General features: G+C 66.6%; 24 protein-coding genes. 9 read left to right on the forward strand and 15 right to left on the reverse strand.

The window, feature by feature from the left end; genetic code table 11:
• Positions 1 to 16 precede the first annotated feature (16 nt).
• Complete coding sequence (locus H7J93_RS24290; RefSeq protein WP_267308845.1) at positions 17 to 1504, forward strand: MFS transporter; 1488 nt, start codon at positions 17 to 19, stop codon at positions 1502 to 1504.
• Here the strand turns inward: H7J93_RS24290 and H7J93_RS24295 are convergent.
• Positions 1494 to 2369, reverse strand: a complete 876-nt coding sequence (locus H7J93_RS24295) for a phytanoyl-CoA dioxygenase family protein (protein ID WP_267308846.1) — start codon at positions 2367 to 2369, stop codon at positions 1494 to 1496. The two genes, H7J93_RS24290 and H7J93_RS24295, sit on opposite strands and share 11 nt — an antisense overlap.
• A gap of 220 nt (positions 2370 to 2589) precedes the next feature.
• Between H7J93_RS24295 and H7J93_RS24300 the strand changes: the two genes are divergently transcribed.
• Positions 2590 to 4620, forward strand: a complete 2031-nt coding sequence (locus tag H7J93_RS24300; protein ID WP_267308847.1) for a prolyl oligopeptidase family serine peptidase — start codon at positions 2590 to 2592, stop codon at positions 4618 to 4620.
• Here H7J93_RS24300 and H7J93_RS24305 read toward each other — a convergent pair.
• Together H7J93_RS24305 and H7J93_RS24310 are read right to left on the reverse strand one after the other, a co-directional pair.
• Positions 4577 to 5845 (reverse strand): Dyp-type peroxidase, encoded by a 1269-nt coding sequence (locus H7J93_RS24305; RefSeq protein WP_267308848.1) that lies wholly within the window; start codon positions 5843 to 5845, stop codon positions 4577 to 4579. The genes H7J93_RS24300 and H7J93_RS24305 overlap by 44 nt on opposite strands.
• Positions 5842 to 6771, reverse strand: a complete 930-nt coding sequence (locus tag H7J93_RS24310; RefSeq protein ID WP_267308849.1) for an EfeM/EfeO family lipoprotein — start codon at positions 6769 to 6771, stop codon at positions 5842 to 5844. Before H7J93_RS24310 ends, H7J93_RS24305 begins: the two co-directional genes overlap by 4 nt.
• Before the next feature lie 127 nt (positions 6772 to 6898).
• On the opposite strand from H7J93_RS24310, the gene H7J93_RS24315 reads away from it, so the two are divergent.
• Positions 6899 to 7807, forward strand: a complete 909-nt coding sequence (locus tag H7J93_RS24315; protein WP_267308850.1) for a crotonase/enoyl-CoA hydratase family protein — start codon at positions 6899 to 6901, stop codon at positions 7805 to 7807.
• Here H7J93_RS24315 and H7J93_RS24320 read toward each other — a convergent pair.
• The 6 genes from H7J93_RS24320 to H7J93_RS24345 form a co-directional block, all read right to left on the reverse strand.
• Positions 7794 to 8780, reverse strand: a complete 987-nt coding sequence (locus H7J93_RS24320) for a DUF2889 domain-containing protein (protein WP_267308851.1) — start codon at positions 8778 to 8780, stop codon at positions 7794 to 7796. The genes H7J93_RS24315 and H7J93_RS24320 overlap by 14 nt on opposite strands.
• 19 nt (positions 8781 to 8799) lie before the next feature.
• Positions 8800 to 9654 (reverse strand): hypothetical protein, encoded by an 855-nt coding sequence (locus H7J93_RS24325; RefSeq protein ID WP_267308852.1) that lies wholly within the window; start codon positions 9652 to 9654, stop codon positions 8800 to 8802.
• Between the two features lie 122 nt (positions 9655 to 9776).
• On the reverse strand, positions 9777 to 11288 hold the full coding sequence (locus H7J93_RS24330; protein WP_267308853.1) for an aldehyde dehydrogenase family protein: 1512 nt from the start codon (positions 11286 to 11288) through the stop codon (positions 9777 to 9779).
• Positions 11289 to 11315: 27 nt separating this feature from the next.
• Complete coding sequence (locus tag H7J93_RS24335) at positions 11316 to 11870, reverse strand: phosphatase PAP2 family protein (protein ID WP_267308854.1); 555 nt, start codon at positions 11868 to 11870, stop codon at positions 11316 to 11318.
• Complete coding sequence (locus tag H7J93_RS24340) at positions 11867 to 12382, reverse strand: mycothiol transferase (protein WP_267308855.1); 516 nt, start codon at positions 12380 to 12382, stop codon at positions 11867 to 11869. Before H7J93_RS24340 ends, H7J93_RS24335 begins: the two co-directional genes overlap by 4 nt.
• A gap of 18 nt (positions 12383 to 12400) precedes the next feature.
• A complete protein-coding gene (locus H7J93_RS24345) occupies positions 12401 to 12790 on the reverse strand; it encodes a VOC family protein (RefSeq protein ID WP_267308856.1) in 390 nt (129 codons plus the stop codon).
• 22 nt (positions 12791 to 12812) lie between these two features.
• Between H7J93_RS24345 and H7J93_RS24350 the strand changes: the two genes are divergently transcribed.
• Positions 12813 to 14537, forward strand: coding sequence for an N-acyl-D-amino-acid deacylase family protein (locus tag H7J93_RS24350; protein WP_267308857.1), 1725 nt, complete (start codon positions 12813 to 12815; stop codon positions 14535 to 14537).
• A 1-nt stretch (position 14538) separates the two neighbouring features.
• On the opposite strand, the gene H7J93_RS24355 is transcribed toward H7J93_RS24350, so the two are convergent.
• Positions 14539 to 15540 carry a zinc-binding alcohol dehydrogenase family protein gene (locus H7J93_RS24355; protein ID WP_267308858.1) on the reverse strand — a complete coding sequence of 334 codons (1002 nt, stop codon included), beginning with the start codon at positions 15538 to 15540 and terminating at the stop codon, positions 14539 to 14541.
• Between the two features lie 59 nt (positions 15541 to 15599).
• Between H7J93_RS24355 and H7J93_RS24360 the strand changes: the two genes are divergently transcribed.
• Both H7J93_RS24360 and H7J93_RS24365 read left to right on the forward strand, forming a co-directional pair.
• Entirely contained in the window at positions 15600 to 15974 is a 375-nt protein-coding gene (locus H7J93_RS24360; RefSeq protein WP_267308859.1) for a pyridoxamine 5'-phosphate oxidase family protein, read from the forward strand.
• A 67-nt stretch (positions 15975 to 16041) separates the two neighbouring features.
• The gene (locus H7J93_RS24365; RefSeq protein WP_267308860.1) at positions 16042 to 16884 is read left to right on the forward strand and encodes a type IV toxin-antitoxin system AbiEi family antitoxin domain-containing protein; all 843 of its coding nucleotides are present in this window, start codon (positions 16042 to 16044) and stop codon (positions 16882 to 16884) included.
• A gap of 118 nt (positions 16885 to 17002) precedes the next feature.
• Here H7J93_RS24365 and groL read toward each other — a convergent pair whose 3' ends face one another.
• Entirely contained in the window at positions 17003 to 18628 is a 1626-nt protein-coding gene (groL, locus tag H7J93_RS24370) for a chaperonin GroEL (protein ID WP_267308861.1), read from the reverse strand.
• 180 nt (positions 18629 to 18808) lie between these two features.
• Positions 18809 to 19372 (reverse strand): TetR/AcrR family transcriptional regulator, encoded by a 564-nt coding sequence (locus H7J93_RS24375; protein ID WP_267308862.1) that lies wholly within the window; start codon positions 19370 to 19372, stop codon positions 18809 to 18811.
• A gap of 97 nt (positions 19373 to 19469) precedes the next feature.
• On the opposite strand from H7J93_RS24375, the gene H7J93_RS24380 reads away from it, so the two are divergent.
• From H7J93_RS24380 to H7J93_RS24390, 3 genes are all read left to right on the forward strand, one after another.
• On the forward strand, positions 19470 to 20390 hold the full coding sequence (locus H7J93_RS24380; RefSeq protein WP_267308863.1) for an SDR family NAD(P)-dependent oxidoreductase: 921 nt from the start codon (positions 19470 to 19472) through the stop codon (positions 20388 to 20390).
• 20 nt (positions 20391 to 20410) lie between these two features.
• Positions 20411 to 20905, forward strand: a complete 495-nt coding sequence (locus H7J93_RS24385; protein WP_267308864.1) for a cupin domain-containing protein — start codon at positions 20411 to 20413, stop codon at positions 20903 to 20905.
• 96 nt (positions 20906 to 21001) lie between these two features.
• On the forward strand, positions 21002 to 22675 hold the full coding sequence (locus H7J93_RS24390) for a DEAD/DEAH box helicase (RefSeq protein WP_267308865.1): 1674 nt from the start codon (positions 21002 to 21004) through the stop codon (positions 22673 to 22675).
• Between the two features lie 2 nt (positions 22676 to 22677).
• Here H7J93_RS24390 and H7J93_RS24395 read toward each other — a convergent pair whose 3' ends face one another.
• The 3 genes from H7J93_RS24395 to H7J93_RS24405 are packed head-to-tail and all read right to left on the reverse strand — an operon-like array spanning position 22678 to position 24676.
• The gene (locus H7J93_RS24395) at positions 22678 to 23811 is read right to left on the reverse strand and encodes a BTAD domain-containing putative transcriptional regulator (RefSeq protein ID WP_267308866.1); all 1134 of its coding nucleotides are present in this window, start codon (positions 23809 to 23811) and stop codon (positions 22678 to 22680) included.
• Positions 23812 to 23866: 55 nt separating this feature from the next.
• Positions 23867 to 24358: an SRPBCC family protein gene (locus H7J93_RS24400; protein WP_267308867.1), complete on the reverse strand. Its 492-nt coding sequence runs from the start codon at positions 24356 to 24358 to the stop codon at positions 23867 to 23869.
• A gap of 36 nt (positions 24359 to 24394) precedes the next feature.
• Positions 24395 to 24676 (reverse strand): addiction module protein, encoded by a 282-nt coding sequence (locus H7J93_RS24405; protein ID WP_267308868.1) that lies wholly within the window; start codon positions 24674 to 24676, stop codon positions 24395 to 24397.

Consider the following 24676-nt stretch of genomic DNA (forward strand, 5'->3'; position numbering starts at 1 on the left):
CCGTCAGAATGGGGGCGTGGATCCGTCACCGACGGTCGGACGTCGCGCACACAATTCGCGGCCCTCGACGAGCTTCGGATTCGTTCTGTTGGCGGTGACGCTATCGATAAGCGATTTCACCATCGCCGACGCCGTCATCCCACCCCTGGTACGTGATCTCGGGTTGACCGTGGCCGATGTCGGACTGGCGTTCACCGCCTACTTCGCCGCCGCGGCGGCCTTCATGGTGCTGTTCGGCAGGCTCGGCGACGTGCTCGGACGACGCCGTGTACTGCTCATCGCCGTCGGGTTGTTCATGGCCGGCTCCGCGGTCAGCGGCATCGCGTGGAATCTGCCGTCGTTCTTCGCGGGCCGCGTACTGGCCGGATTGGGATTGGCGGCGACTCTGCCCACTGGTCTCGGCGTGCTTAACACGCTGTTTCCGGTGGCCGGTCCGCAGCGCGAGCGTGCGTTCGGCTGGTGGGCAGCGGCCATCGGAATGGCGGCAGTCGTCGGGCCGCTGATCGGCGGCGCGATAGCGGACACCGCGATCAGTTGGCGCTGGGCATTTTTGGGATCCGCTCTGCTCGGTGTGCTGGCCGCGGCCGGGATCAGAGTCACCCTCGCCGAAAGCCGGCGCACTCGCATCACCGACATCGACGCCGGCGGTGCGCTCCTGTTGGCGACGGGTGCGGCGAGTCTCGCTCTCTCCGTCGACCTCGGCGGCGCATTCGATGACCAAGTGCGAACGGCCGCCGCGCTTTTCGGTGTCGGCGTCGTCGCAGTCGCGGCATTCGCCGCCGTCCAGCGTGCACGCATCCGGCGGCGGCAGGACACCATCGCACCACCACACTTGTTCCGGTACAGGTCGTTTCGGTTGGCCACCTTCAGTTCGGCGTTCATGTCCTTGGGCGACACCGGATTCCAGCTCGCGTTACCGCTCGTCCTGGGGTTCGTCCTCGGGATCGGCGAACTGGGCGTCGGCGTCGTGCTGGCCTGCTACGGCGTGGGCGCCGTGCTCAGCGGGCCGGCATCCACAGCGCTGGGTCGCCGTCTCGATGACCGCACGGTCGCCAAGTACGCGTTGGCAGCACTACCCCTTCTGTTGCTCGGACTGCTCGCTTTGGTGTCCCGCACCATCCCGCTGGCAGCGGTCGGGGCGGTACTGGTCGCGTACGGCGTGGCCTGGGGCGTCGCCTACGCGCGCCTCGTGAATGTGTCGTACTACGAAGTACCGGAACAGGACTCAGCGGTAGCGGGCGGCATTCAGAGTGCGTTACGACTGCTGGCCGGCGCTCTCGGCGCGGGAGTCCTGACCGCGGTGTTCAGCGGTGTCGCCGGACGTTCCGCGATGGAGGCAGCCGTGCCGTCCCACGCACGAATTGTGCCATCGGCCGACCCGGGCGTGCTCGCATCGGCACTCTCGACCGGAGCGCAGGCGACGATCGCGGTCGCAGCCGCCATCACCGCCGTCGCCCTGATCATCGCGTGGCGACTCCCCGACCGACCGGCCGTCAAATCGTGACGGGCCGCTCCAGACGATCGCGTACCGATTCCAGGAACGGATGCTCCTCCGTACCCAGATAGTCGGCGGGCGGCCGCCAGTCGATCCGGCCCATCTTCCCCGCGAACAGGCCGTACCCGATGAGTTCCCGTAGCCGCGGATCCAACCGCCGCACCAACTCGCGCGGAATGCTCAACTGCTGGTTGATCTGCTGACGCAAAAACCCCGCGCAGTAGTTGACGGTGAGCGCCGGCCGCGGCTGGTTCGTGCGGTTCGCCCCGGCCGTATGCCACAGGCTGCCGTTCCACACCAAGGCATCGCCGGCCGCCATTTCCACCGGTGTGCTCTCCGGATACGGCTCAGACGGTTTGGCTTCCACACGATGCGTTCCAGGAACGACCCTGGTCGCCCCGTTCTCGTCGGTGAAGTCGCCCAGCGCAACCAGCGCGTTGCACAGCAGCGGCTGGTGCGGCCGCGGAATGGGGTACATCTCGTCGTCACAGTGCAGCCGCTGCTCCACGGCGCCCGGCAGCTGATTGCTCGTCATGAACCACGACAGGAGGCAGTCGCGTCCGAGGACACCTTCGATGACCGGCAACAACCGCGGGTGCACCGGCAGCGCCTCGTATCTGGCGCCGTGCAGGAGCAGATTGTCGATCCGCACCCAGTCGTGATCGGCCCCGGTGACCGGGCGCTGTCCCGGTCGCGGGAACCCCTTGACGACGGTGTTCGAGTTCGCGATCACCGTCGGCAGTTCCCGTTCGAGCCGGCGCGTGTCGCTCAAAAAGTCGGCTACCGCGGCGTCGTCCAGAACACCCTTGACGACGGTGTAGCCGAGTTCTTCGATCTCACCGACGTGACGAGCGGTCGATGAGTCGTCGGCCATCAGGACGGCAGCAGGTCGATTTCCTGCTGTACTTCTTCTTCCTGGTTCTCGCTGGTGTCAACAACCTGGGGGTCAGCCATGACTACCTCACTCTGCGAAGACGACAGTGACGAGCTCATGATCACTCACATTGGCCCAACATGCTGCGGATTCCGGCGAAAAATCGACCCTGGTGGTGGGCGCGGAGAGCGGACGCGACCGGGACCGAGACAATGGCGGGATGACGGACCCGTACCTATGGCTCGAGGACATCACCGGCGACGACGCGCTGGGCTGGGTCCGCAAGCACAACGCACCGACCCTCACCGAGTTCGGCGGGCCCCTGTTCGAGGAGATGCGCACCGAGGCGCTGGAGGTCCTCGACACCGAAGCGCGGATCCCGTACGTGCGGCGGCGCGGCGACTACCTGTACAACTTCTGGCGCGATGCCGCCAATCCGCGCGGGCTGTGGCGGCGCACCACACTGGAGAGCTACCGCACCGACGATCCCGACTGGGACGTCCTGCTCGACGTCGACGCGCTTGCCGACGCCGAGGACGAGAACTGGGTGTGGGCCGGCGCCGACGTGCTGGAGCCGGATCACTCGCTGGCGCTGATCGAGCTGTCCCGCGGCGGCGCCGACGCCACCGTGGTCCGCGAATTCGACATGGCGAAGCGGCAATTCGTCACCGACGGTTTCGAACTGCCCGAAGCGAAGTCGAATATCACGTGGCAGAATCGCGACACCGTGCTGGTGGGCACCGAATTCGGCCCAGGCGCGATGACCGACTCCGGCTATCCGCGGATCGTGAAACGCTGGCGGCGCGGCCAACCCCTGGACAGCGCGGTGACCCTGTTCGAGGGCGAGTCGACGGATGTCAGCGTTGGCGGCGGCTACGACCCGACGCCCGGCTTCGAGCGCCTTTTCATCACGCGGTCATTCGATTTCTTCAACCGTGACCGCTACGAACTCCGCGGCGAAGACCTGATTCCGATCCCCATCCCCACCGACGCGGGGATGTCGGTGCATCGCGAGTGGCTGCTGATCCGGCCGCGCAGCGAGTGGACCGTCGGCGAAGTCACCTACCGGCCGGGTTCACTGCTGGCCGTCCGCTACGACGAATTCCTTTCTGGCACCGGCGAACTGATCGTCGTCTTCGAGCCGGACGACCATTCAAGCCTGGACAACTACGTGTGGACGCGCGACCACCTGGTGCTCATCGCACTGGTGGACGTGTCCAGCCAGGTGGAGCTCGTGACCCCCGGGACCTGGGAGCGCTCCCCCATTGCCGGCATCCCGCCGAACACCAATACCGTGCTCGTGGACATCGACGAGTACGGCGACGAGTTCTTCCTCGACTCAAGCGGTTTCACCGTTCCGTCGCAGCTGCTGTGGGGCCGTGCGGGTACCGAGGTGGTGCCCGTCAAGAGCGCTCCCGAGTTCTTCGACGCGTCCGACCTCGAGGTGAACCAATACTTCGTCGCATCTGCCGACGGCACGAAGATCCCGTACTTCGTTGTGGGGCACCGCGATGCGACCGGCCCCGGACCGACGCTGCTCAGCGGTTACGGCGGATTCGAGGTCGCCAACACGCCGGGATACGCAGGCGTGCTCGGCCGGCTGTGGCTGGCCCGTGGTGGCACCTACGTGCTGGCCAACATCCGCGGCGGCGGCGAGTACGGGCCGACGTGGCACACCCAGGCGATACGCGAGAACAGACACCTGGTGTATGAGGACTTCGCCGCGGTGGCAAAGGATCTCGTCGATCGGGGTATCACCACCGTCGAACAGCTCGGCGCCCAGGGCGGCAGCAACGGTGGCCTGCTGATGGGTGTCATGCTGACGCAGTATCCGGAATTGTTCGGTGCGCTGGTGTGCAGCGTGCCCCTGCTGGACATGCGCCGTTTTCACCTGTTGCTCGCGGGCGCATCGTGGATGGCCGAGTATGGCGACCCGGATAATCCCGACGATTGGGCGTTCATCTCGAAATACTCGCCGTACCAGAACATCTCGGCGGACCGACGCTATCCGCCGGTGCTGATCACGACGTCGACGCGCGACGACCGGGTGCATCCGGGGCACGCCAGGAAGATGGCTGCGGCACTCGAGGAACTCGGCCACACGGTGCACTACTACGAGAACATCGAGGGCGGCCACGCCGGCGCCGCCGACAATGCCCAGACGGCGTTCAGGTCGGCGCTGATCTACGGCTACCTGTGGAAGATGCTCACTTCACCAGCAGATCGCCCAGGAATCGATCCGGACCGGTGACGCCGGGCAGCACGAAAAAGAAGCCGCCACCGACCGGCATGATGTACTCCTCGAGCGGCTCACCCTTGAGCCGGCGCTGCACGGTGAGGAAGCCCTTCTCGAGGCTTCGCTGGTAGGCGACGAACGCCAGCCCCTGATCGAGCCTGCCCGCACCGTCGAAGCCGCGTGAGTAGTTGAAACCACGCCGCAGGATACGGTTTTCGTCCGTTTCGGGCGTGCGCGGGTTCGCCAGCCGGATGTGGGCGTCGAGCGGGATCCGCTTGCCGTCGGGATCGGAGGGATAGTCCGGATCGGTGAACTCACCCGTCAGCCCCAGCGGCGCGCCGCTGACCTTGGAACGCCCGATGAGGTGCTCCTGTTCGATGAGCCGGGTGCGGTCCCAGAACTCGACGAACATCCGGATGATGCGGATCGCCTGATATGACCCGCCGACCGCCCATTCGGGTTCGCCGTCGTCGGGCCCCACCCACACATGTCTATCCATCAGGCCCTGATCATCGACGTCGAGGTTGGCCGTGCCGTCCTTGAAGCCCAACAGGTTTCGCGGAGTCGCCGCTTCCGACGCCACCCCAGCGCCGATACCGCGGGCATAACCGTCGATCATCCAGCGCAACACCAGATCGCTTCGCGTGCGCCGCATCACCTGACGTAGCGCGAACTGAACCGTGTCATTGTGTCCGGCCTCGAAGATGATCGAGATGTCACCATGCGAGAGCTTGGGATCCAGCCGATCGTTGGCCAGGAACGGCATCGTTTCCAGTTCCTTGGGCTTGCGATCGGCAATGCCGAACCGGTCGTCGAACAGCGATGCCCCGACTCCCACAACGATCGACAGGTTGTCCGCGGGCGGCTTCTCGCCGAGGATGCCGGAGTCGACCGGCGGGTAGGCGGCATCGCGCGTTTCCGGCGGCTTACCGGCCATCAGCCCACGGATCTCCTCGGTGAGCTCCTGGAGCGCCCTCGTCAGCCCGGCTCGATCCTTCGACTGGACGTTGAACGTCGCCACCAGGCCCTGCTCGGGAATCGGCAGGGCCGTGACGCCTGTTTGGTGCACCCCTTCGAACGGAACGAAGGCCCCCTGGGCGGCGGGTGCGGGTGGCTGTCGCGCGCCGGAGTTCGTCAACGCCAGCGTGGCGCCGGCACCCACGGCAGCTCCCGCACCCGCGCTCAGGGCACCCGTGACGAATCCTCGACGCGAGATGCCCTGGCGCGGCTGCTCGGTCACGACAGCTTCAAAACCCCCGCGACCTGGGACACGTTCTCCGACAGTCCAGCCAGTTGAGCCTTGAGTTTGTCGATGGTCGCCGGGTCGACCGTCACACCGGTGCACCGGGGCGACGGGTACGGATCGTTCTCGGTGCAGTAGAGCACCCAGCCATCACCGCGGCGCAACGGCGCCAGCGTGGTGTTGATGTCTGCGAACCCGGCCTCGATCTTGCCCAGCAGCTCCGGATCGGCCTTCTCCAGAGCGGGTTTCAGCTTGTCGATCGCGGCCTGCGAGCCCTGCAGGTTGGCATCGAAGTCCCACAGGTCGGTCTTGGAGTAACGGTCCTCCTCGCCGGTGATCTTGCCCTCGGAGACCTCTTCGATCAGCTCGGCGGCGCCGGTTGCGACGTCGACCGGCTTCACCTCGACCGAGGGGAACTGCTCCTTCAGCGACGCGATGTCCTTGTCCAACTGGTCGGCGAACTGGGCGCCGCCCTCGGTCGTGTTCTGGTCGAACAGCAGGTACTCCAGGCGGTGCCAGCCCGTGAACTCCGCGTCGTCGACGCCGGCGAAGTCGTCGACCCGCGCGTCCACCTTGCCGTCGATCTCCTCGACCAGACCGGCCAGCGGCTCGATCCGCTCCCACGGGACGCGCGACGGCGCGTAGGCGTCCTGCGCGGCCTGCAGATTGTTCGCCCGCACCGCGTCGGTGAGCACCTTGACGGCGGCGACGAGCTCGTCGATCTGACCGGCTGCGTACGTCTTGTACTCGGCTGCCGCCTGCTCTGCCAGAGGATCGGGAGCGGCCGGCGCGGCGCTCGACGTCGTAGTCGTCGCACTGGCGGCGGATGTCTCCTCGCTACCGCTGGATTTGTCACTGGAGCAGCCGGCGACGATGAGGCTCACGGCAACAACCGGCACCGACCAGGCGAGATAACGATTCATTTGCACCTCTTAAGTTAGGAAAGGCAAAACATAGCATTGCCGCAGACGAGAAGGGTAGGCACACCTAAATCTTGATTCAAAGCGGTCTGTTCTTGACTTGGCGATCGTCAGTGACTCGACTGCTCCTATGCCTGCTCCTATGCCGACGTTCGAAACCCTGCTCTACAAGACCGAAGCCCCGATCGCGACCATCACGCTGAACCGGCCCGAGCACCTCAACACGATCGTCCCGCCGATGCCCGACGAGATCGAGAAGGCGATCGGCCTCGCCGAACGCGACCCCGAGATCAAGGTGATCGTGCTGCGCGGCGCGGGGCGCGCATTCTCCGGGGGCTACGACTTCGGCGGCGGCTTCACGCACTGGGGCGAAGCGATGAACACCGACGGTCGCTGGGACCCGGGCAAGGACTTCGTGATGACGACGGCCCGAGAAACGAGCCCCAACCAGAAGTTCATGGCGATCTGGCGGGCATCCAAACCCGTCATCGCGCAGGTGCACGGCTGGTGCGTGGGCGGCGCCAGTGACTACGCGTTGTGCGCCGACATCATCATCGCCAGCGACGACGCCGTCATCGGCACCCCGTACGCGCGCATGTGGGGCGCCTACCTCACCGGTATGTGGATCTACCGGCTCAGCCTGGCGAAGGTGAAGTGGCACTCGCTGACCGGGGAGCCACTGACCGGAAAGGAAGCCGCCGCAGTCGAACTCATCAACGAGTCGGTACCGTTCGAGAACCTCGAAGCGCGGGTCAAGGAGATCGCGCACAAGCTGGCCCGAATCCCGTTGTCGCAACTGCAGGCTCAGAAGCTCATCGTCAACCAGACCTACGAGAACATGGGCCTGGCATCCACCCAAACGCTGGGTTCGATTCTCGACGGCTTGATGCGCAACACTCCCGATGCGCTCACATTCATCGAAACTGCTGCGTCCCAAGGGGTTCGGGCGGCCATCGAAAAGCGTGACGGCCCGTGGGGCGATTACAGCCAGGCGCCGCCGGAGCGGCGACCCGACCCGAACCACATCATCGAACCCTAGCCCGAAGATCCAGCAGCGCATCGAGATCGGCGATGGCACGCAGCGTGTCGTTGAGATGCGTACACGTGCTGGTGCCGACGAACTCGCTACGGATGCGCTCGCGCAGCTCCGACAGCGTCACCCCCTGCACGCGCGCGGCGCTGCCGATCGCGCCGGGACAGTCCTGCCACGGCAGCACCCGCACGTGCGCGGTGACCGAAGCGATCGTGCGCGTCGACGTGTCCACCGCGCCCTCGACGGTGTATTCGTGCACGATCGTCTCGGCCCCGTCGCCGTCGACGTGTGAATCGCGGAAATGCGCGTCGAAACCCACCGCCGACGACGACGCGTCGACCGGATGCAGATCGAGCCGCCGGTACCGCCGCATCCCGTGCGCGCGCAGCGGTTCGACCGGATGCAGCCCGTCGAGAGGTGGTGCCGTCGGCCCGTGCACCGACGGGATGATGCCGATGCGACGCGCGTACCCGACGAGGGAAGCCTCCGGCGCGAACCCGGCGCAGATACCCGCCATCCGGTCGACGGTTCCGGGAGGCAACTTCTCCTCGACGCCCGTGATGATCGCCGCGTGCTGCGTCGAGTAACCGGATACCAGCGCCGCGCCGACCCAGTCGTCGAGCAACAGGTGCAGCAGGCTGGCGCGCTGCGCTTCCCCCGGCAACTTGGTGTTCACCGACGACCGGAACCCCGGGCCGACCCTGCACCCGCGCAGCGCGGCCAGGCGCTCGTCGCTTGGAGTGGACCCGATCTCGTCGATCACGCGCTGGGACAGGTGCGCGCGCACCCGGATCTCGTCGAGGACGTCGACGCCCTCCGGTCCTGCCACCACATCACGCGCCCGCAGGTCGACATCGGACTCGCCCGTTTCGGCCGGATGGGTGTCGATGGTGCTGGTGCGACGGAGCGCGCCGACGGCCAACACCACAGGCGTCTGGACGGGCTGCTGCGGGCCCACGATGTCCGAGACGAACGGCATGGCAGAACGGTACCTGGGCCTACTCCCGCCGACGCAGACCGCCGAGCAACGACACCGCGACGCCGAACACCACCAGCACACCGCCCGCGGCGAGCGTGAGGTTCAGCCACTGGTGCATGCTCGCCTCAGCCTGGGCGACCATGACCTCGGCGACGGATCGAATGTCACCCACCGTCTGGTTCAGTGCGTCGTTGACATATCGGCGTGACACCTCCAGCGCCGCCCACCCCGCGGCGCCCACGAGCAGTGCCGAAACACCCAGCGCCGCAAGGGCTCTACCACGTGAGCGAGCCGATGCCAGCACGAGCAGCGCCGACACCCCCGCCAATATCGTCGACCCCACGCTCACCCATGGACCCCACGTGGACGCCGCCCGCAGCTGACCGGGCCGCAACGACGAGGACTCGGGCACCGTGAGCGGCACAGTCAGCGTCTGCGGAACATCCAGGTCGAGATCACCGAGGGTCTGTTTGATCGAGGAATCGTTGAGCATCGGCGCGATGTCGACCAGCCAGCGGTCACCCGAGCCGCCCTCGGGCTGAACCGCGTTGGTGAACATCCAGCGATGGGCGATTCGATTGGCCTGCGCGAACTGGCCGGGGAATCCGTCATTTCGGGTGTAGGAGGTGACCACGCCGGACACCAGGTCGCGGTTGAGCGTGCCGTAGCCGTTGTCTGCGGCGAAGGTGATGATCTGTGTCGTCAACTCCGTGGCCATGGCCCGCTGCAGTTTCGGATCGTGTGCCGCCGCGGCCGCCAGCGCGGCGTAACCGTCCTCGCTCACCACGTTCCGTTGCGCCCACATCGTCGGAACCGCGACCGCGAGCAGGACGGTCGTGACGAGCCACAGGAACAGGGTCGCGACGAACCGCACACGTCCTCCTCATCCAGACCGGGTGTCGCCGCCGCTGCGGCTCGTCCCCCTCAGACGAACTTACTCAACGCACGGGGGACGGCGTTCACGCGTGCATCGTGAACCGGTGGACGGGAGGTGGACTACTTGGCGACCCGCCGCGGGCGCGTCAGCGCCAGCTTCGTCATCATGTTGGTCGTCCGCTTCAGCGCCTTCAGCGAGTTGTTGTAGTAGTTGCCGCCGGCGCCGACCTTGGTACGCGGCGTGACCACAGTCTCCTGCCTGCAGTACTTGCGCATGCCGTCGGCGCCGCCGAAGCGTGCCCCGATGCCCGACTCCTTCCAGCCACCCATCGGCGCCGTGATGCACATCAGGTTCGCCACCACGTCGTTGATGTTGACCGCGCCGGCATCCAGCTGCAGCGCAACGTCTTTGGCGCGTTTGACATCGCCGGAGAACACCGACGCGCTCAGCCCGTACGGGCTGTCGTTGGCCAGCCGGACCGCTTCGGCGACCGACGACACCTTCATGATCGGCAGCGTCGGCCCGAAGGTCTCCTCGGTCATGCAGCTCATCGAGTGGTCGACGTCGACGAGCACCGTCGGGGGGTAGAAGTTGCCCTCGGTGCGCTTGCCCCCGGTCAGCGCGCGCGCTCCTGCGTCCAACGCCTCGCGCACGTGCCGGTCGGTCACCTCGACCTGGGTCTGGTCGATCATGGATCCGAAGTGGTTGCCCTCGCCTGCGCCGACCTTGAGCTTCTCGATGGCAGCGACCACCGCGGCGACGAACTGGTCGTAGATCGGCTCGAGCACGTAGACGCGTTCCACCGAGACGCACATCTGGCCCGCATTGAACATGCCGCCCCACACCGCGGCCTGCGCGGCGAGTTCGACGTCGGCATCCTCCAGCACGATCATCGGGTCCTTGCCGCCGAGCTCGAGGCTGACCGGCGTAAGCCGGCGCGCGGCCCGCTCCATCACCTTGGCGCCGGTTCTGCTGGAGCCGGTGAAATGGATGAAGTCGGAGTTGTCGATGATGGCTTCGGAGACCTCACGCGCCCCCTGCGCCAGGGCCAGCACCTCAGGCCCCCCGGAGTCCTGCCAACCACGCAGCAGCAACTCAGCCGTAAGGGGTGTGCGCTCGGACGGCTTGAGCAGGACCGCACAGCCGGCGGCCAGCGCGCCGAGCGCATCCATCATCGCGTTGGCGACGGGGAAGTTCCACGGCGCGATGATGCCGACTACCGGGCGCGGCCGAAAGTGCACCTCGACCTTCTTGACCGCCATGAACGGCAGTGCGGCAGGCCGGGTTTCGGGCGCCAGCGCTTTTTCCATCGTCTTGATGTAGTAGGACGCGATCATGATGAGCATCGGCACTTCCTGCACGGCGTCAGTCGCCGACTTGCCGGTCTCCTTGATCAACAGCTCCTCGATCTCATCGCGGTGCTCACCCATCCACACCGCGAAACGGGCCAGCACCTTGGCACGGCCGGCGGCGCCGCGGGCCTCCCACTGCGCCTGCGCCGTACGCAGTCCCGCAGCGATGCGCGGAATATCGGCGGGGTCGGTCCATCGCACGGTGCCGGCGACGGCGCCGGTCGCGGGGTTGTGAACGGTCCTGGCGTCGGGCAGATCGACATCCGGTGTTGCGGTCATGGCCATATGTTAGCCATCGGATGTGATCTAGATCGCACCGGGGTTGACAGGTGTCAAGTCGCGGCGGGCGGCGAGCGCCGCGACAAACACGATGGACGATCCGAACAACAGCCCGCCGACGGTGTCGGTGAAGTAGTGGAACGTGGACCCGACCCCGACCATGGCCAACGCGAGGTAGGCGGCGGCGGCGAGGACACTCCACAGCGCGCCGCCCGCTACGACGACCAGGAGTCCCAGGACGACGGACGTCATCGTGATGTGCCCGCTGGGGTATGCCAGACCGCTGCCCTTGATGCGTCCGAAGAACGGTTTGATCAGCTGCACCAGCAGATAGGCGGCCGGCGGAAGCACGATCGCGACCGCCGCGAACCGCCACCACCGCCGATAGCCGGCGACGCCGACCACGATGCACCCGAGGACGGCCAGCGTCAGCGGGTTCGCCAGGTAGGCGAGCAGCCTGACGGGGGTGTGGCGGAACTGCTGGAACCAGTCGTCGAGCGGGGTGGCGCCGTTACCGACGGCCAGGCCGAGCACGATCATCGCCGCAACCCCGACCGGCGGCCACCACCGACTGTGGTTCACGCGATGCCGCGTACATAGGCCGCCTGGCCCAGATGCTGTGCGCTGTCATCGAAGATGCTCACCAACCGCACGCCGGCCGTCACCGGCGGATCCCAGTTGTCGTCGACGACGCGGTCCAGTTCCTCGGGCGTCACCGAGGCGATGTACTCGAGCGTCACCTTGTGCACCGCGTGGTAGTAACCGGCGAGCAGGTCCGCCGAGGCCCGCACGCGGGCGACCTCGTCGGGCCCGTCGCCGTACCCCATGGCGCCGCGCGGCAGGTCGAGGCCGAACCGGTCGACCCAGCCGTCGGTGAACCAGACCTGCTCGGTGCCTGCGATGTGGGCGAGCTGAATGTCGTGCTGGCGTGCGCTGTGCCAGATCAGCCACGAGATGCTGTTCGCGTTGGCGGTCGGCCGGAAGAACGCGACCTCGTCCGTCAACCCGTCGGTCAGGTCCTCCACGTGTTCGATCAGCCTGGTGAAGGAATCCCGGAGCAGTGCGCGGACCGCGGTCGCATCAGAGGAAGTCATCCCCCGACCGTACCCAGTTCAGCTCTGGGGACCCCCGCCGTGGAAAACGGCCTCGATGTTGTTGCCGTCCGGGTCGCGCACGAACGCTCCGTAGTAGCCGGGGTGATACTCCGGCCACAGCCGCGGCGCATGAAGGGATTCGGCTCCCGCCTCGATGGCAGCGTCGTAGAACGCCTGGACAGCGTCGGTGTCGGCGGCCTGGAACGCGAAGTGCACCTCACGGTTCGGCCCGGTCGCGTCGCCCGCGTTCATGTCGGCGATCCAGAAGTCGGGTTTGCCGTCTCTGCCGTAGCCGATGGCCACCTGGAAGTCCATTTGGCGGGTGTATCCGAGCACCCCGAGCACCTTGTCGTAGAAGGCTTTGGATTCATCCCAGTTTGCACAGTTGATTCCGAAGTGGTCGATCACCCGGCCATCGTAGATTCGATATATGACATTCGATTTGGTCATTCGCAACGGCACCATCGTCGACGGCTTGGGCGGCGAACCATATGTCGGCGACGTCGCCGTCTCCGACGGTGTGATAGCCGCGGTCGGCGCCGTCGAAGGTACGGGCGAGCGAGAGATCGACGCGACGGGCCTGCTCGTCACGCCCGGCTTCGTGGACCTGCACACCCACTACGACGGGCAGGCGATCTGGAGCGACCGGATGAACCCGTCGTCGGCGCACGGTGTGACGACCGCCGTGATGGGCAACTGCGGCGTCGGCTTCGCCCCGTGCCGCCCCGAGGACCACGACGTGCTCGTCGACGTGATGGCCGGTGTCGAGGACATCCCCGGCGTCGTGATGGTCGACGGGTTGCCGTGGACCTGGGAGACCTTCCCGGAGTTCATGGACGCGTTGGACTCCCGCCGTCGCGATATCGATGTCGCCGCCTTCCTCCCCCACTCCCCCCTGCGCGTGTACGTGATGGGCCAACGGGGCGTGGACCGCGAACCGGCCACCGCCGAAGATCTTTCGCTGATGCGCAAACTCGCCGCCGAGGCGGTGCGGGCCGGTGCGCTGGGCTTCGCGTCGTCGCGCCTGACATTGCACAAAACCATCCAGGGCCAACCCATCCCGAGCTACGACGTCGACTACGCCGAGATCGAGGCGATCGCACGCGGCATCGAAGACGCCGGCGGCGGACTGCTGCAATTCGTGCCCGACCTGATGGCCAGTGACTATCAGGAATCCCTTGGGGCGGTGTTCGACGTCGCAGGCGAGGTCGGGCTACCCGTGACGTTCACGATGGCGATCGGCAACGCGGGCCCGCCCATCCACCTCGATGCACTCACGATGGTGGAGAAGGCCAACGCCAACGGCGGCGACGTCACCGGTCAGATCTTCCCGCGGCCGATCGGCCTGATCCTGGGGCTCGAGCTGTCGGGCAACCCGTTCGTGATGTATCCGTCCTACCAGCAGATCGCGGACCTGCCGCTGGCCGAGCGCGTCGCCAGGATGCGGGATCCGCAAGTGCGCGAACGTATCCTGAACGACCACCCGAGTAGCGACGGGCATCCGCTGATGTTCGCAGCGCAGGCATGGGACTATATGTTCCCGCTCGGCGATCCGCCGAATTACGAACCGGCGCCGTCGGATTCGATCGGTGCCCGGGCCCGTGCGCGCGGTGTGACTCCGTTGGAGGAGGCCTACGATCGTCTCCTCGACGACGACGGGCACGCCATGCTGCTGGTCACCTTGGCCAACTTCCGCGACGGCTCGCTGGACACAGTCGCCGAACTGATCCAGCGCGACGACGTGATACTCGGCCTCGGCGACGGCGGTGCGCACTACGGAATGATCTGTGACGCAAGCTATCCCACGTATCTGCTGACGCACTGGGTCCGCGATCGCAAGTCCGGGCGGCTCCCGCTGAATCAGGTGATCAAGGAGCTCACGTCCGTGCCCGCCCGGATCGCCGGGCTGAACGATCGCGGGCGCCTCGCGGTCGGGTACAAGGCAGACGTGAACGTCATCGATGCCAACGCGCTGCACCTGCACCGCCCGATCGTCAAGTCCGATCTGCCCGCGGGCGGACGCCGCCTGGACCAGACCGCCGACGGCTATGTGATGACGGTGGTGTCGGGAGAGGTCATCGCGGATAACGGCGAGCCCACCGCCGCTCGTCCCGGCAAGCTGATCCGCGGCCGTCAGCCCGCGCCGGCCAACTAGCTCAACGGGTTACGACGACCTTGCCGGTCATCCGGCCGGTCTCGACATCGCAGTGAGCCTCGCGCAGACCGGCAGCGGTGAAGTCGTCGATGGTCTTGGTGACGGTCGTGCGCAGCGTGCCCTCGTCGACCAGCGTGGCGGTCCGGGCGAGCAGGCGCTGCTGTTCGATCATGTCGGGTGTCTCGAACATCGATCGGGTGAACATCAGCTCCCAATGCCACGCGATGCTCTTCTGCTTCAGATCGAGCAGGTCCAGACCCGGCGGTTCGTCGATCGCGGTGATGTGGCCGAACGGCCGCACAATCGCGGCGTAGTCGGCGATGTTGCCCTTGGAGTGAGGGGAGAACAGATAGTCGACGCCGTCGGGGGCGACCGCCAGCGCCTCGTCACGCAGATGGCGGTGGTTGATGACGGCGTCGGCACCCATACGCTCGGCCCATGCGCACGACTCGTCGCGACTGGCGGTCGCGATCACCCGCACGCCGGTCAGCGCCTTGGCCAACTGGATCATGATCGAGCCGACGCCGCCCGCGGCGGCGAGCACCACCAGGTCGCCCGTCGAGTCCTTGGTCAGGCCGAATCGCTCGAACAGCGTCTCCCACGCAGTGATGGTGGTCAGCGGCAGCGCCGCCGCCTCGGCGAACGACAGCGACGTGGGCTTAGGTGCGACGATGCGCTCATCGACCGCCTGAAACTCGGCGTTGCTGCCTTGGCGGGTGATGTCGCCGGCATACCAGACCTCGTCGCCGACGGACAGCGTTTCCACTTGGGGCCCAACGGCTTCCACGATTCCCGCAGCGTCGTATCCGAGGATGGTCGGCGTCTTGGACGGCTGCAGAGCAGCGCGCTGTTTGACGTCGGCGGGGTTCACCGAGACCGCCAGGACGCGGACCAGGACGTCGCGCTGCCGTAGCGTCGGCAGATCGACAGTGACGTCGACCAGCGCCTCGTCGTCGTCGATCGGCTTGGCGGCGAACGATCCGATCGCTGACATCCGGGTCATGTTTTCGCTCAACGCCGCGACGTGGTGGAAATCTTCCCTATGCCTCGTATCCTCGGTTCATGAGCGTCAAGGTGGATCTGGACCAACTCGCCGACGCGCTGGCGGATTTCTCGTTCGGTTATCTGATCACCGTCGGCGACGACTACCGCGCGCACACTGTGGCTGTCGATCCGGTGCTCAACGACGGCGTGTTCGACGTCGGGCAGATGGGCTCGAGCACCCGTCGCAACGCGGGCGAGCATCCCGACGTCACGGTCGTCTGGCCGCCGGCCGAGCCCGGCGGGTACACGCTGATCGTCGACGGCCGCGCCGAGGTGACCGACGACCGACTGACGGTCGCACCCACCCGCGCGGTGTTGCATCGCAGGGCCACGTCCGACTCCGTCGCGACGAGCCCCGACGGCCTGCACGACTGCTTGCCGCTCAAGAAGTAGCCAGCCGAGTTATCCACAGGTCGGCAACGGCGCCCTTTCGACCGCCGCCCTGGTGGGCTGCGATGGAATGGTGACCGAGATCGAGCGCATCGTCGCAGCGAATGGCGGAGTCGTATCCGCGGCCCAGTTGCGCACGGCAGGGTGGTCGCGACCGCAGATCAACACGCTGTTCACGCAGGGCTGGCTGCCGGTGCGGCGGGGTTGGTACGCCAGTTCTTCCGCCGACGCTCATGTCGTCCGCGCCGTCTCTTCCGGAGGTGCACTGGCCTGCGTGTCGGCTCTGCGCCTGCGCGGCGTGTGGGTTCCCGATTCCGGATTGCACGTTCGCTACTCCGCACGAGCGCGCAGGTCACGCTCCGGAGTTCGATCCTGCCACCCGCACCGTCTGGACCCACCCGTCCTCAGCGCCGTCGATCCGACGGAAATCGCGGTCGCGTCCGCGGCGAACTGTCTCGACGCGGAGGGGCTCGTCATTGTGCTGGACTCGATGCTGAACAAGCGGATGATCCAGATGGCCGACGCCAAAACGATCGTGGCAGCGTCGCGGTTCGCACGCCACGATCTTGCCGAGCGTTGCGACCCCAAAAGCGAGTCGGGTACCGAGACGATCATCAGATTGCGACTGCGGGCCGCGGGAATCCACCTGCGCACTCAAGTGGTGATTCCCGGAGTAGGGCGCGTCGATTTTCTTGTGGGCAATCGGCTCATCATCGAAGCGGACAGCCGAGAGCACCACCTGTCCAAGTATCAGGTAGACCGGACGCGAGACCGGGTCGCGACGGGATTGGGCTTCATGGTGATTCGGCTGACCTATCAGGATGTTGTGCATCGCTGGAACGCGGTCGTCGAGGACATTCGAGCAATCATCCGCAGACGGGAACATCGACGTCCGATCACAACGTCAGCCTGAGAGCTTCGCCGCGCATATATAGCCGCGGACGCTCTCTCAGCGCGACTTTGCGCTAGGCGAATCCACGGAAAAGCCCCGACTCGCCAAGCGAGCCGGGGCTTTTCCGGATTGGACAGACTTAGAAGTCCATGCCGCCCATGCCGCCGGTCGGGTCGCCCGCAGGTGCAGCCGCCTTCTCCGGCTTGTCGGCGACAACGGCCTCCGTGGTCAGGAACAGCGCCGCGATGGACGCCGCGTTCTGCAGCGCCGAACGCGTCACCTTGACCGGGTCGGCGACGCCCGCCTTGAGCAGGTCCTCGTACTCGCCGGTCGCGGCGTTGAGGCCGGTGCCCGCAGCGGAGTTGCGAACCTTCTCGGCGACGACGCCGGGCTCGAGACCCGAGTTGAAGGCGATCTGCTTCAGCGGAGCCTCCAGCGCCACGCGAACGATGTTCGCGCCGGTCGCCTCGTCGCCGCTGAGCTTCAGCTCCTCCAGCGCCGGGGCCGACTGCAGCAGCGCCACGCCGCCACCGGCGACGATGCCCTCCTCGACGGCTGCCTTCGCGTTGCGAACGGCGTCCTCGATGCGGTGCTTGCGCTCCTTGAGCTCCACCTCGGTGGCAGCGCCGGCCTTGATCACCGCAACACCGCCGGCCAGCTTGGCCAGGCGCTCCTGCAGCTTCTCGCGGTCGTAGTCGGAGTCGCTGTTCTCGATCTCGCTGCGGATCTGGGCCACGCGACCGGCGATGGCTTCGGAGTCACCCGCGCCCTCGACGATGGTGGTCTCGTCCTTGGTGACGACGACCTTGCGGGCCTGGCCCAGCAGCGCGACGTCAGCGGTCTCCAGCGAGAGGCCGACCTCCTCGCTGATGACCTGGCCACCGGTCAGGATCGCGATGTCCTGCAGCATGGCCTTGCGGCGGTCGCCGAAGCCCGGAGCCTTGACGGCGACGGACTTGAAGGTGCCGCGGATCTTGTTGACCACCAGGGTCGACAGGGCCTCGCCCTCGACGTCCTCGGCGATGATCAGCAGCGGCTTGCCCGACTGAATGACCTTCTCCAGCAACGGAAGCAGATCCTTGACAGTCGACACCTTCGAGCTGACGAGCAGGATGTACGGATCCTCGAGGACCGCTTCCTGACGCTCGGCGTCGGTCACGAAGTAACCCGAGATGTAGCCCTTGTCGAAGCGCATGCCCTCGGTGAGCTCGAGCTGCAGGCCGAAGGTGTTGCTCTCCTCGACCGTGATGACGCCCTCGTTGCCGACCTTGTCCATGGCCTCGGCGATGAGCTCGCCGATCTGGGTGTCGCCGGCCGAGATCGCGGCGGTGGCAGCGATCTGCTCCTTGGTCTCGACCTCCTTGGCCGACTTGAGCAGCGTCTCGGTGACCTTCTCGACGGCCTTCTCGATACCGCGCTTCAGGCCGAGGGGGTTGGCACCCGCGGCGACGTTGCGCAGACCCTCGCGAACGAGCGCCTGAGCCAGGACGGTGGCGGTGGTGGTGCCGTCGCCCGCGACGTCATCGGTCTTCTTGGCGACTTCCTTGACCAGCTCAGCGCCGATCTTCTCGTACGGGTCCTCCAGCTCGATCTCCTTGGCGATGGACACACCATCGTTGGTGATCGTGGGGGCGCCCCACTTCTTCTCGAGGACGACGTTGCGACCCTTGGGGCCCAACGTCACCTTTACGGCGTCGGCGAGGCTGTTCAGGCCCCGCTCGAGGCCACGGCGGGCCTCTTCGTCATACGCAATTGTCTTGGCCATTGCGAAGTGTTTCCTCCGGATCGGGGATGCACGTATGTCGGCCGGGTGCAGTGCCCGCGACGGACGGCTGGGGATGTGCTCCGCGTGTGCGGCCCCTGCCTCACCGTCCCGACCTAGCACTCACCGGTCGCGAGTGCCAACTGCATTTTTAGCACTCAACCATGGCGAGTGCAAGATCGTTCACCGGGGGCGAAGGCCGTCCAAGACAACGCTGGTGAGCCGCTCGGCCGCCTCGTCGCTGTAACTCTGCATGGCCTGCAGTCCGACCAGGATCGTCTTGATGTCGCGCACCGAAAGATCCCGACGCACCGCCCCGGCGTCCCGCGCCGCCGACAGCAGCTCACCCAGCATCGCGAAGAATTCCCCCTCCGCCTCGGGCATCGCCTTCGCGACGTCGACCCCGACCCCCGCGAGCGCTTCGGACAGACCCCGGTCGGTCGCACCCCAGGTGAGCACCATCGCCCGGAGGAACTCGAACAGCGCATCCGCGGGCTCGGCCTCGACCAACACCCGCCGACCCTCGCTGATGATGCCGCGGATCCTGTCCTCGACGACGGCACGGAACAAGTCCTCTTTGGTCGGGAAGTGGCGGTACACGGTGCCCGCACCGACGCCGGCCCGCCGCGCGATCTCGTCGATCGGCACCGAAAGTCCCTCGGCGGCGAAGGTGTCGTAGGCGACCTCCAGCACGCGGGCCCGGTTACGGGCCGCGTCTGCACGCAATGGTCGTTCGGTCTGGGTCAACTTCTCCCCCGGGAATGGACTAAGCGGGGCGTGCGTTCCGTATAGTTGTCGTCAACCGGGGCGCACGCTCCGCTTACCACTTTACCGAGGAGACCTCATGTCCAAGTGGACAACCGCTCAAATGCCGGATCAGACCGGTCGCACTGCCGTCATCACCGGCGCCAACACCGGTCTGGGCTATGAGACCGCCAAGGCGTTGGCCGCCAAGGGCGCGCACATCGTGCTGGCCGTGCGCAACCTCGACAAGGGTCGGGCAGCCGCGGACCTCATCACCCGTAGCGCTCCCAGCGCCCGCGTCTCCCTGCAACAGCTCGACCTGGCCTCGCTGACGTCTGTCCGCGAGGCCGCCGACCAACTCCGCTCCGACTACGACACCATCGACCTGCTGATCAACAACGCCGGCGTGATGATGACCGCCAAGTCGAAGACCGCCGACGGCTTCGAAATGCAGTTCGGTACCAACCATTTGGGCCATTTCGCGTTGACTGGTCTGCTGTTGGACCGGCTTCTTGTCGCCGAGGGGTCGCGGGTGGTCACGGTCAGCAGCGTCGGACACCGGTTCGCGCGCAACGGCATCCGGTTCGACGACCTGCAGTGGGACCGCGCCTACGGCCGCGTCGGCGCATACGGCCAGGCCAAGCTCGCCAACCTGATGTTCACCTACGAACTGCAGCGTCGATTGCAAGGCACTCAGACGATCGCGGTCGCGGCGCACCCCGGCGGGTCGCGCACCGAGTTGGGACGAAACCTGCCGCGACCGTTCGCCGCCGCCCTGCCGCTGCTGGAGTGGTCGTTCGCGTCCGCTGAGATGGGTGCACTACCCACGCTGCGGGCGGCGACCGATCCCGGCGTGATCGGCGGCCAGTACTACGGCCCGGACGGATTCATCGAGCAGCGGGGCTATCCCGTGGTCGTGGCATCCAACCGGGTGTCTCATGACGTTGATGCGCAGCGTCGGCTATGGGCAGTTTCTGAGGAGCTGACCGGCGTCACTTTCCCGGTTCCCGCGCTGGTCTGACTGTGGCAGGGTGGGTAGGGATGTCACTGGTTGTGCCGCCCTACCCACCGCCGCGGTACACCCGCGATGAGCCGGAGGTCAGTGCCTGGCTTCGGCCAGGTACTGCCCCTCCGGACTACGACTCGTTCGGCCTCGTCAAGTACCACTATCTGGCCAATCAGCAAGCCACCGACGGGGATTACGGCCTGTACCGCGTCGACATCGCGCCCAACGGGGGCGGACCGGGCCCGCACTTTCACCGCGCCATGTCCGAAGCCTTCTTCGTGCTCTCGGGAACACTGAAGCTCTACGATGGCAACGACTGGATGGACGGGCATCCCAACGACTTCCTCTACGTGCCGCCAGGGGGCATCCACGGTTTCCGCAACGACGCCGACGCGCCCGTCTCGATCCTGATGTTGTTTGCTCCGGGCGCGCCGCGAGAGGCGTACTTCGAAGGCCTCGCCCAACTCGCCGAGCTGTCCGACGAAGAACGCTCCGAGTGGTTCATCAAGAACGACAACTATTTCGTCTAGAGACACGCAATAGCCGACACGCCGAAACGTGCGCAGTCGTAATCCGTTGCGCTAGGCTCGCTCCGATCGCGTTCCGATCAGAACAAGGAGCTTTGGGTGCGGGCTAGTTCAGCGCCCGACACCCAGGCTTTGCGAGGCTGGCAGCGTCGGGCATTGGTGCGGTATCTCACCGCTGCGCCGCGTGACTTCTTGGCGGTCGCGACACCTGGCTCGGGCAAGACGACGTTTGCCCTACGGGTCGCCGCAGAGCTGTTGTCCACGGGTGTGGTCGACCGGATCACGGTAGTGGTGCCCACCGAACATCTGAAGATCCAGTGGGCACTTGCGGCCTCGAAGGTCGGCATCGCGCTCGACCCGAAGTTCTCCAACTCGTCGGCGCAGACCTCGTCGGAGTACCACGGTGTCGTCGTCACCTACGCCCAGGTGGCCAGCCACCCGACGCGGCATCGGGTGCGCACCGAGAACCATCGCACGCTCGTCGTGTTCGACGAGATCCACCACGGCGGCGACGCCAAGAGTTGGGGCGAGGCCATGCTGGAGGCGTTCAGCGACGCCAGCCGCCGGCTCGCGCTGACGGGCACCCCCTTTCGCAGCGACGACAGCGCGATCCCGTTCGTCAGGTACGAACGCGGCGCCGACGGGCTGCTGCGCTCGCAGGCCGATCACACCTACGGCTACGCGGAGGCCCTGGCCGACGGTGTCGTCCGCCCGGTGGTGTTCCTCGCCTATTCCGGCGAGGCGCGCTGGCGCGACAGCGCGGGCGAGGAGCACGCGGCCCGCCTCGGTGAGCCGCTCAGCGCCGAGCAGACCGCACGCGCATGGCGCACGGCGCTGAACCCGGCGGGCGAGTGGATGCCCGCGGTCATCGCCGCGGCCGACACCCGGCTGCGGCAGTTGCGCCAGCATGTTCCCGACGCCGGCGGCATGGTCATCGCCTCCGACCAGACCGCCGCCCGCGCATACGCAGAGCTCCTGACCAAGATCACCGGCGAGGCGCCGACGGTCGTGCTCTCCGACGACCCCGGGTCGTCGGACCGCATCAGCCAGTTCTCCGCGGGCACCAGCCGCTGGCTCGTCGCGGTGCGCATGGTGTCCGAAGGCGTCGACGTCCCCCGGCTGGCCGTCGGCGTGTACGCCACCAGCGCCTCGACCCCGCTGTTCTTCGCCCAGGCCATCGGGCGCTTTGTGCGGTCGCGCAGGCCCGGCGAAACCGCGAGCATCTTTTTGCCGTCGGTGCCCAATCTGCTGCTGCTGGCCAGCGAGATGGAGGCGCAGCGCAATCACGTGCTCGGCAAGCCACACCGGGAGACCGAGGGCGACGAGGAATTCGTCGAGCGGCGCCAGAGCGAGCCCAGCGAGCTCGACAACAGTGTCGAGTATCTGGGCGCCGACGCCGAGCTGGATCAGGTGATCTTCGACGGCTCCTCGTTCGGCACGGCGACGCCTGCGGGCAGCGAGGAGGAGGCCGACTATCTCGGCATCCCGGGTTTGCTCGATGCGGAGCAGATGCGCGACCTGTTGCGCCGGAGGCAGGAGGAGCAGCTCACCAAACGCACGGCGTCCGGCGAGGTGCCCCGCCCGTCGACGCATGGACAGCTGCGCGAACTCCGCCGCGAACTCAACGCGCTGGTGTCGATCGCCCATCACCGCACGGGTAAACCGCACGGGTGGATTCACAACGAGCTGCGCAGGATCTGCGGAGGCCCGCCGATCGCGGCGGCGACCAGCGATCAGCTACGCGCGAGGATCGAAGCCGTCCGCGACCTCTGACGCTACTGGGACTTGATCTCGAAGCGGAAATGGCTGTCGCCGATACGCACGTGGGATCCGTCGACCAGTGGAGCACTGCCACGAATTCGCTTGTGGTCCAACTCGACTCCGTTGGCCGAGCGCGCGTCGATGAGGATGAAACTGGTCCCGGTGTCGATGATCACCGCGTGGTGGCGACTGACCCTCGGATCCGCAAGGGCGATGTCGTTGTCGGATCGCCGCCCGATCCGCGTCGCCACACCCTTCACCTCGAAACACTCACCGGAGTCCGACCGCAGCTGTGCGCGCGCCTTCCCGGTGTCGATGGCCGTGCGGTTCGCGAGGCTGATGAAGGTGGCGCGGATCGTGGTGTCCCCACCCAGCTTGGTATCCATCGGCTCCTGCCGCAGGATCCGTTCGTGAAGGTCGCGTAGCTGCGCGCTCGGGTCGATACCGAGTTCCTCGGCCAGGACCATCTTCAGCCGCTGAAACGCATCGAGGGCGTCCGACTGCCGCGCCGAGACGTAGTAGGCGATCATCAACTGCTCCCACGCCGGCTCCCGGAACGGATGCTCGGCCACCAGCCGCTCGAGATCCCCGATCGTGTTTTTGGCTCGCCCGCATGCGATCTCGGATTCGGCGAGGGCGATGTGGGTGGCGATCCGGTCCTCTGCCATCGCGGTCGCGAACGCGGAGACGAAGTCGAAGCCGCGAAGGTCCTCGAGCATCTCACCGCGCCACTGGGCCAGCGCCGCTCGGTAATGCCTACTCGCCTCGTCGAATCGGCCGGCGGTCGCGGCCTGCACCCCTTCGTTGCGCTCGTGGATGAACCGCCCGAGGTCGACGTCCAGCTCCGCGACATTCAGCCGGTACCCGGGCGACACTTTCTCGAGCATGGTCTTACCGTCGAAGCCCACCGTCGAAAGCAGTCGGCGCAGATTGGACACATAGGCGTGCAGACTCGCGCGGGCCTCTGACGGCGGATCCTCACCCCAGACAGCGTTGATCAGGGAATCGGCCGCCATCGGCCGGTTGCGGTTCATCACGAGCGCCGCCAACACCGCCCGCTGCTTCGGCGTGCCGATAGGCACCGCATTGCCGTTGACCGACAGCTGCAACGGCCCGAGAAGACCAAACACAGGGTCCCTCTGCGACATCGGCTGCTACCCCTCGGCGAGAAGTGACGACAGCCAACGATACGGCCTGAGGGCCCTACCGCTCTGCGAGCCCGGCCAGGTTCTTCAGCGAATTGTCCAAGTGCTGGGTCGGAAACGGCGGAAACCCGATATCGCGCATATGCGCAGGCACCCCTGACCAGTCGTAAGTCAGCGTCACCCGCGTCTGGCCGGGCCCCACCGGTTCGAGGTCGTAGCGCCAGATCCAGCCGCCGAATTCCCGCTCGGTGCCATGCAGGAGGTAGCCACGCTCCTCCGGGCCCTGGCCCGGCTGCCAGGCGATGGCGCGCGGCGGGTCGAACACCTCGACCCGGTTGGCCATCTCGTAGTCCTTCTCGGGATGGTTGTCGTGGTACATGGCCATCCGGAAGATCTGACCCACTTCCGCAAGGGGTGCGCTGTCGAGGGGTTCGCGGACCCATCCCGTGCCGTCGATCGCCTGGTGTGTCGACGGGTCGGCCAGTACGTCGAAGACCGCCTCGGGGGTTGCGTTGACGGTCACGACGGCGTGTACGCGTTCATTGGTCATGTCGATACAGACCGCTGCCGGAGCCGGAAGTAATCGTCAGAACAAGCCGCACCCGGCGACGCCGCAGAGAAACGACGTCGCCCAGAGATACGGCCACGCAGCCACCATGACCACCAGCGCCGCAATATCGGAGAAAATCGGGAAGGTTCCGGTGAGCGCCGCCTGAAGTTCGCTCATCAGCTCGACGTGGAAGACGGTGTATCCGACGCCGATCACGATGTAGACCAACGTGATCCACAATGCGAGTTCCAGATAGGTGTTGATCCCCCGCTGCAGCAGCATCCGCTCGACCCGCTGCCACATCCCCGGCGCAGACAT

Source organism: Mycobacterium barrassiae, from assembly GCF_025822765.1.
Classification (GTDB): Bacteria; Actinomycetota; Actinomycetes; order Mycobacteriales; family Mycobacteriaceae; genus Mycobacterium; species Mycobacterium barrassiae.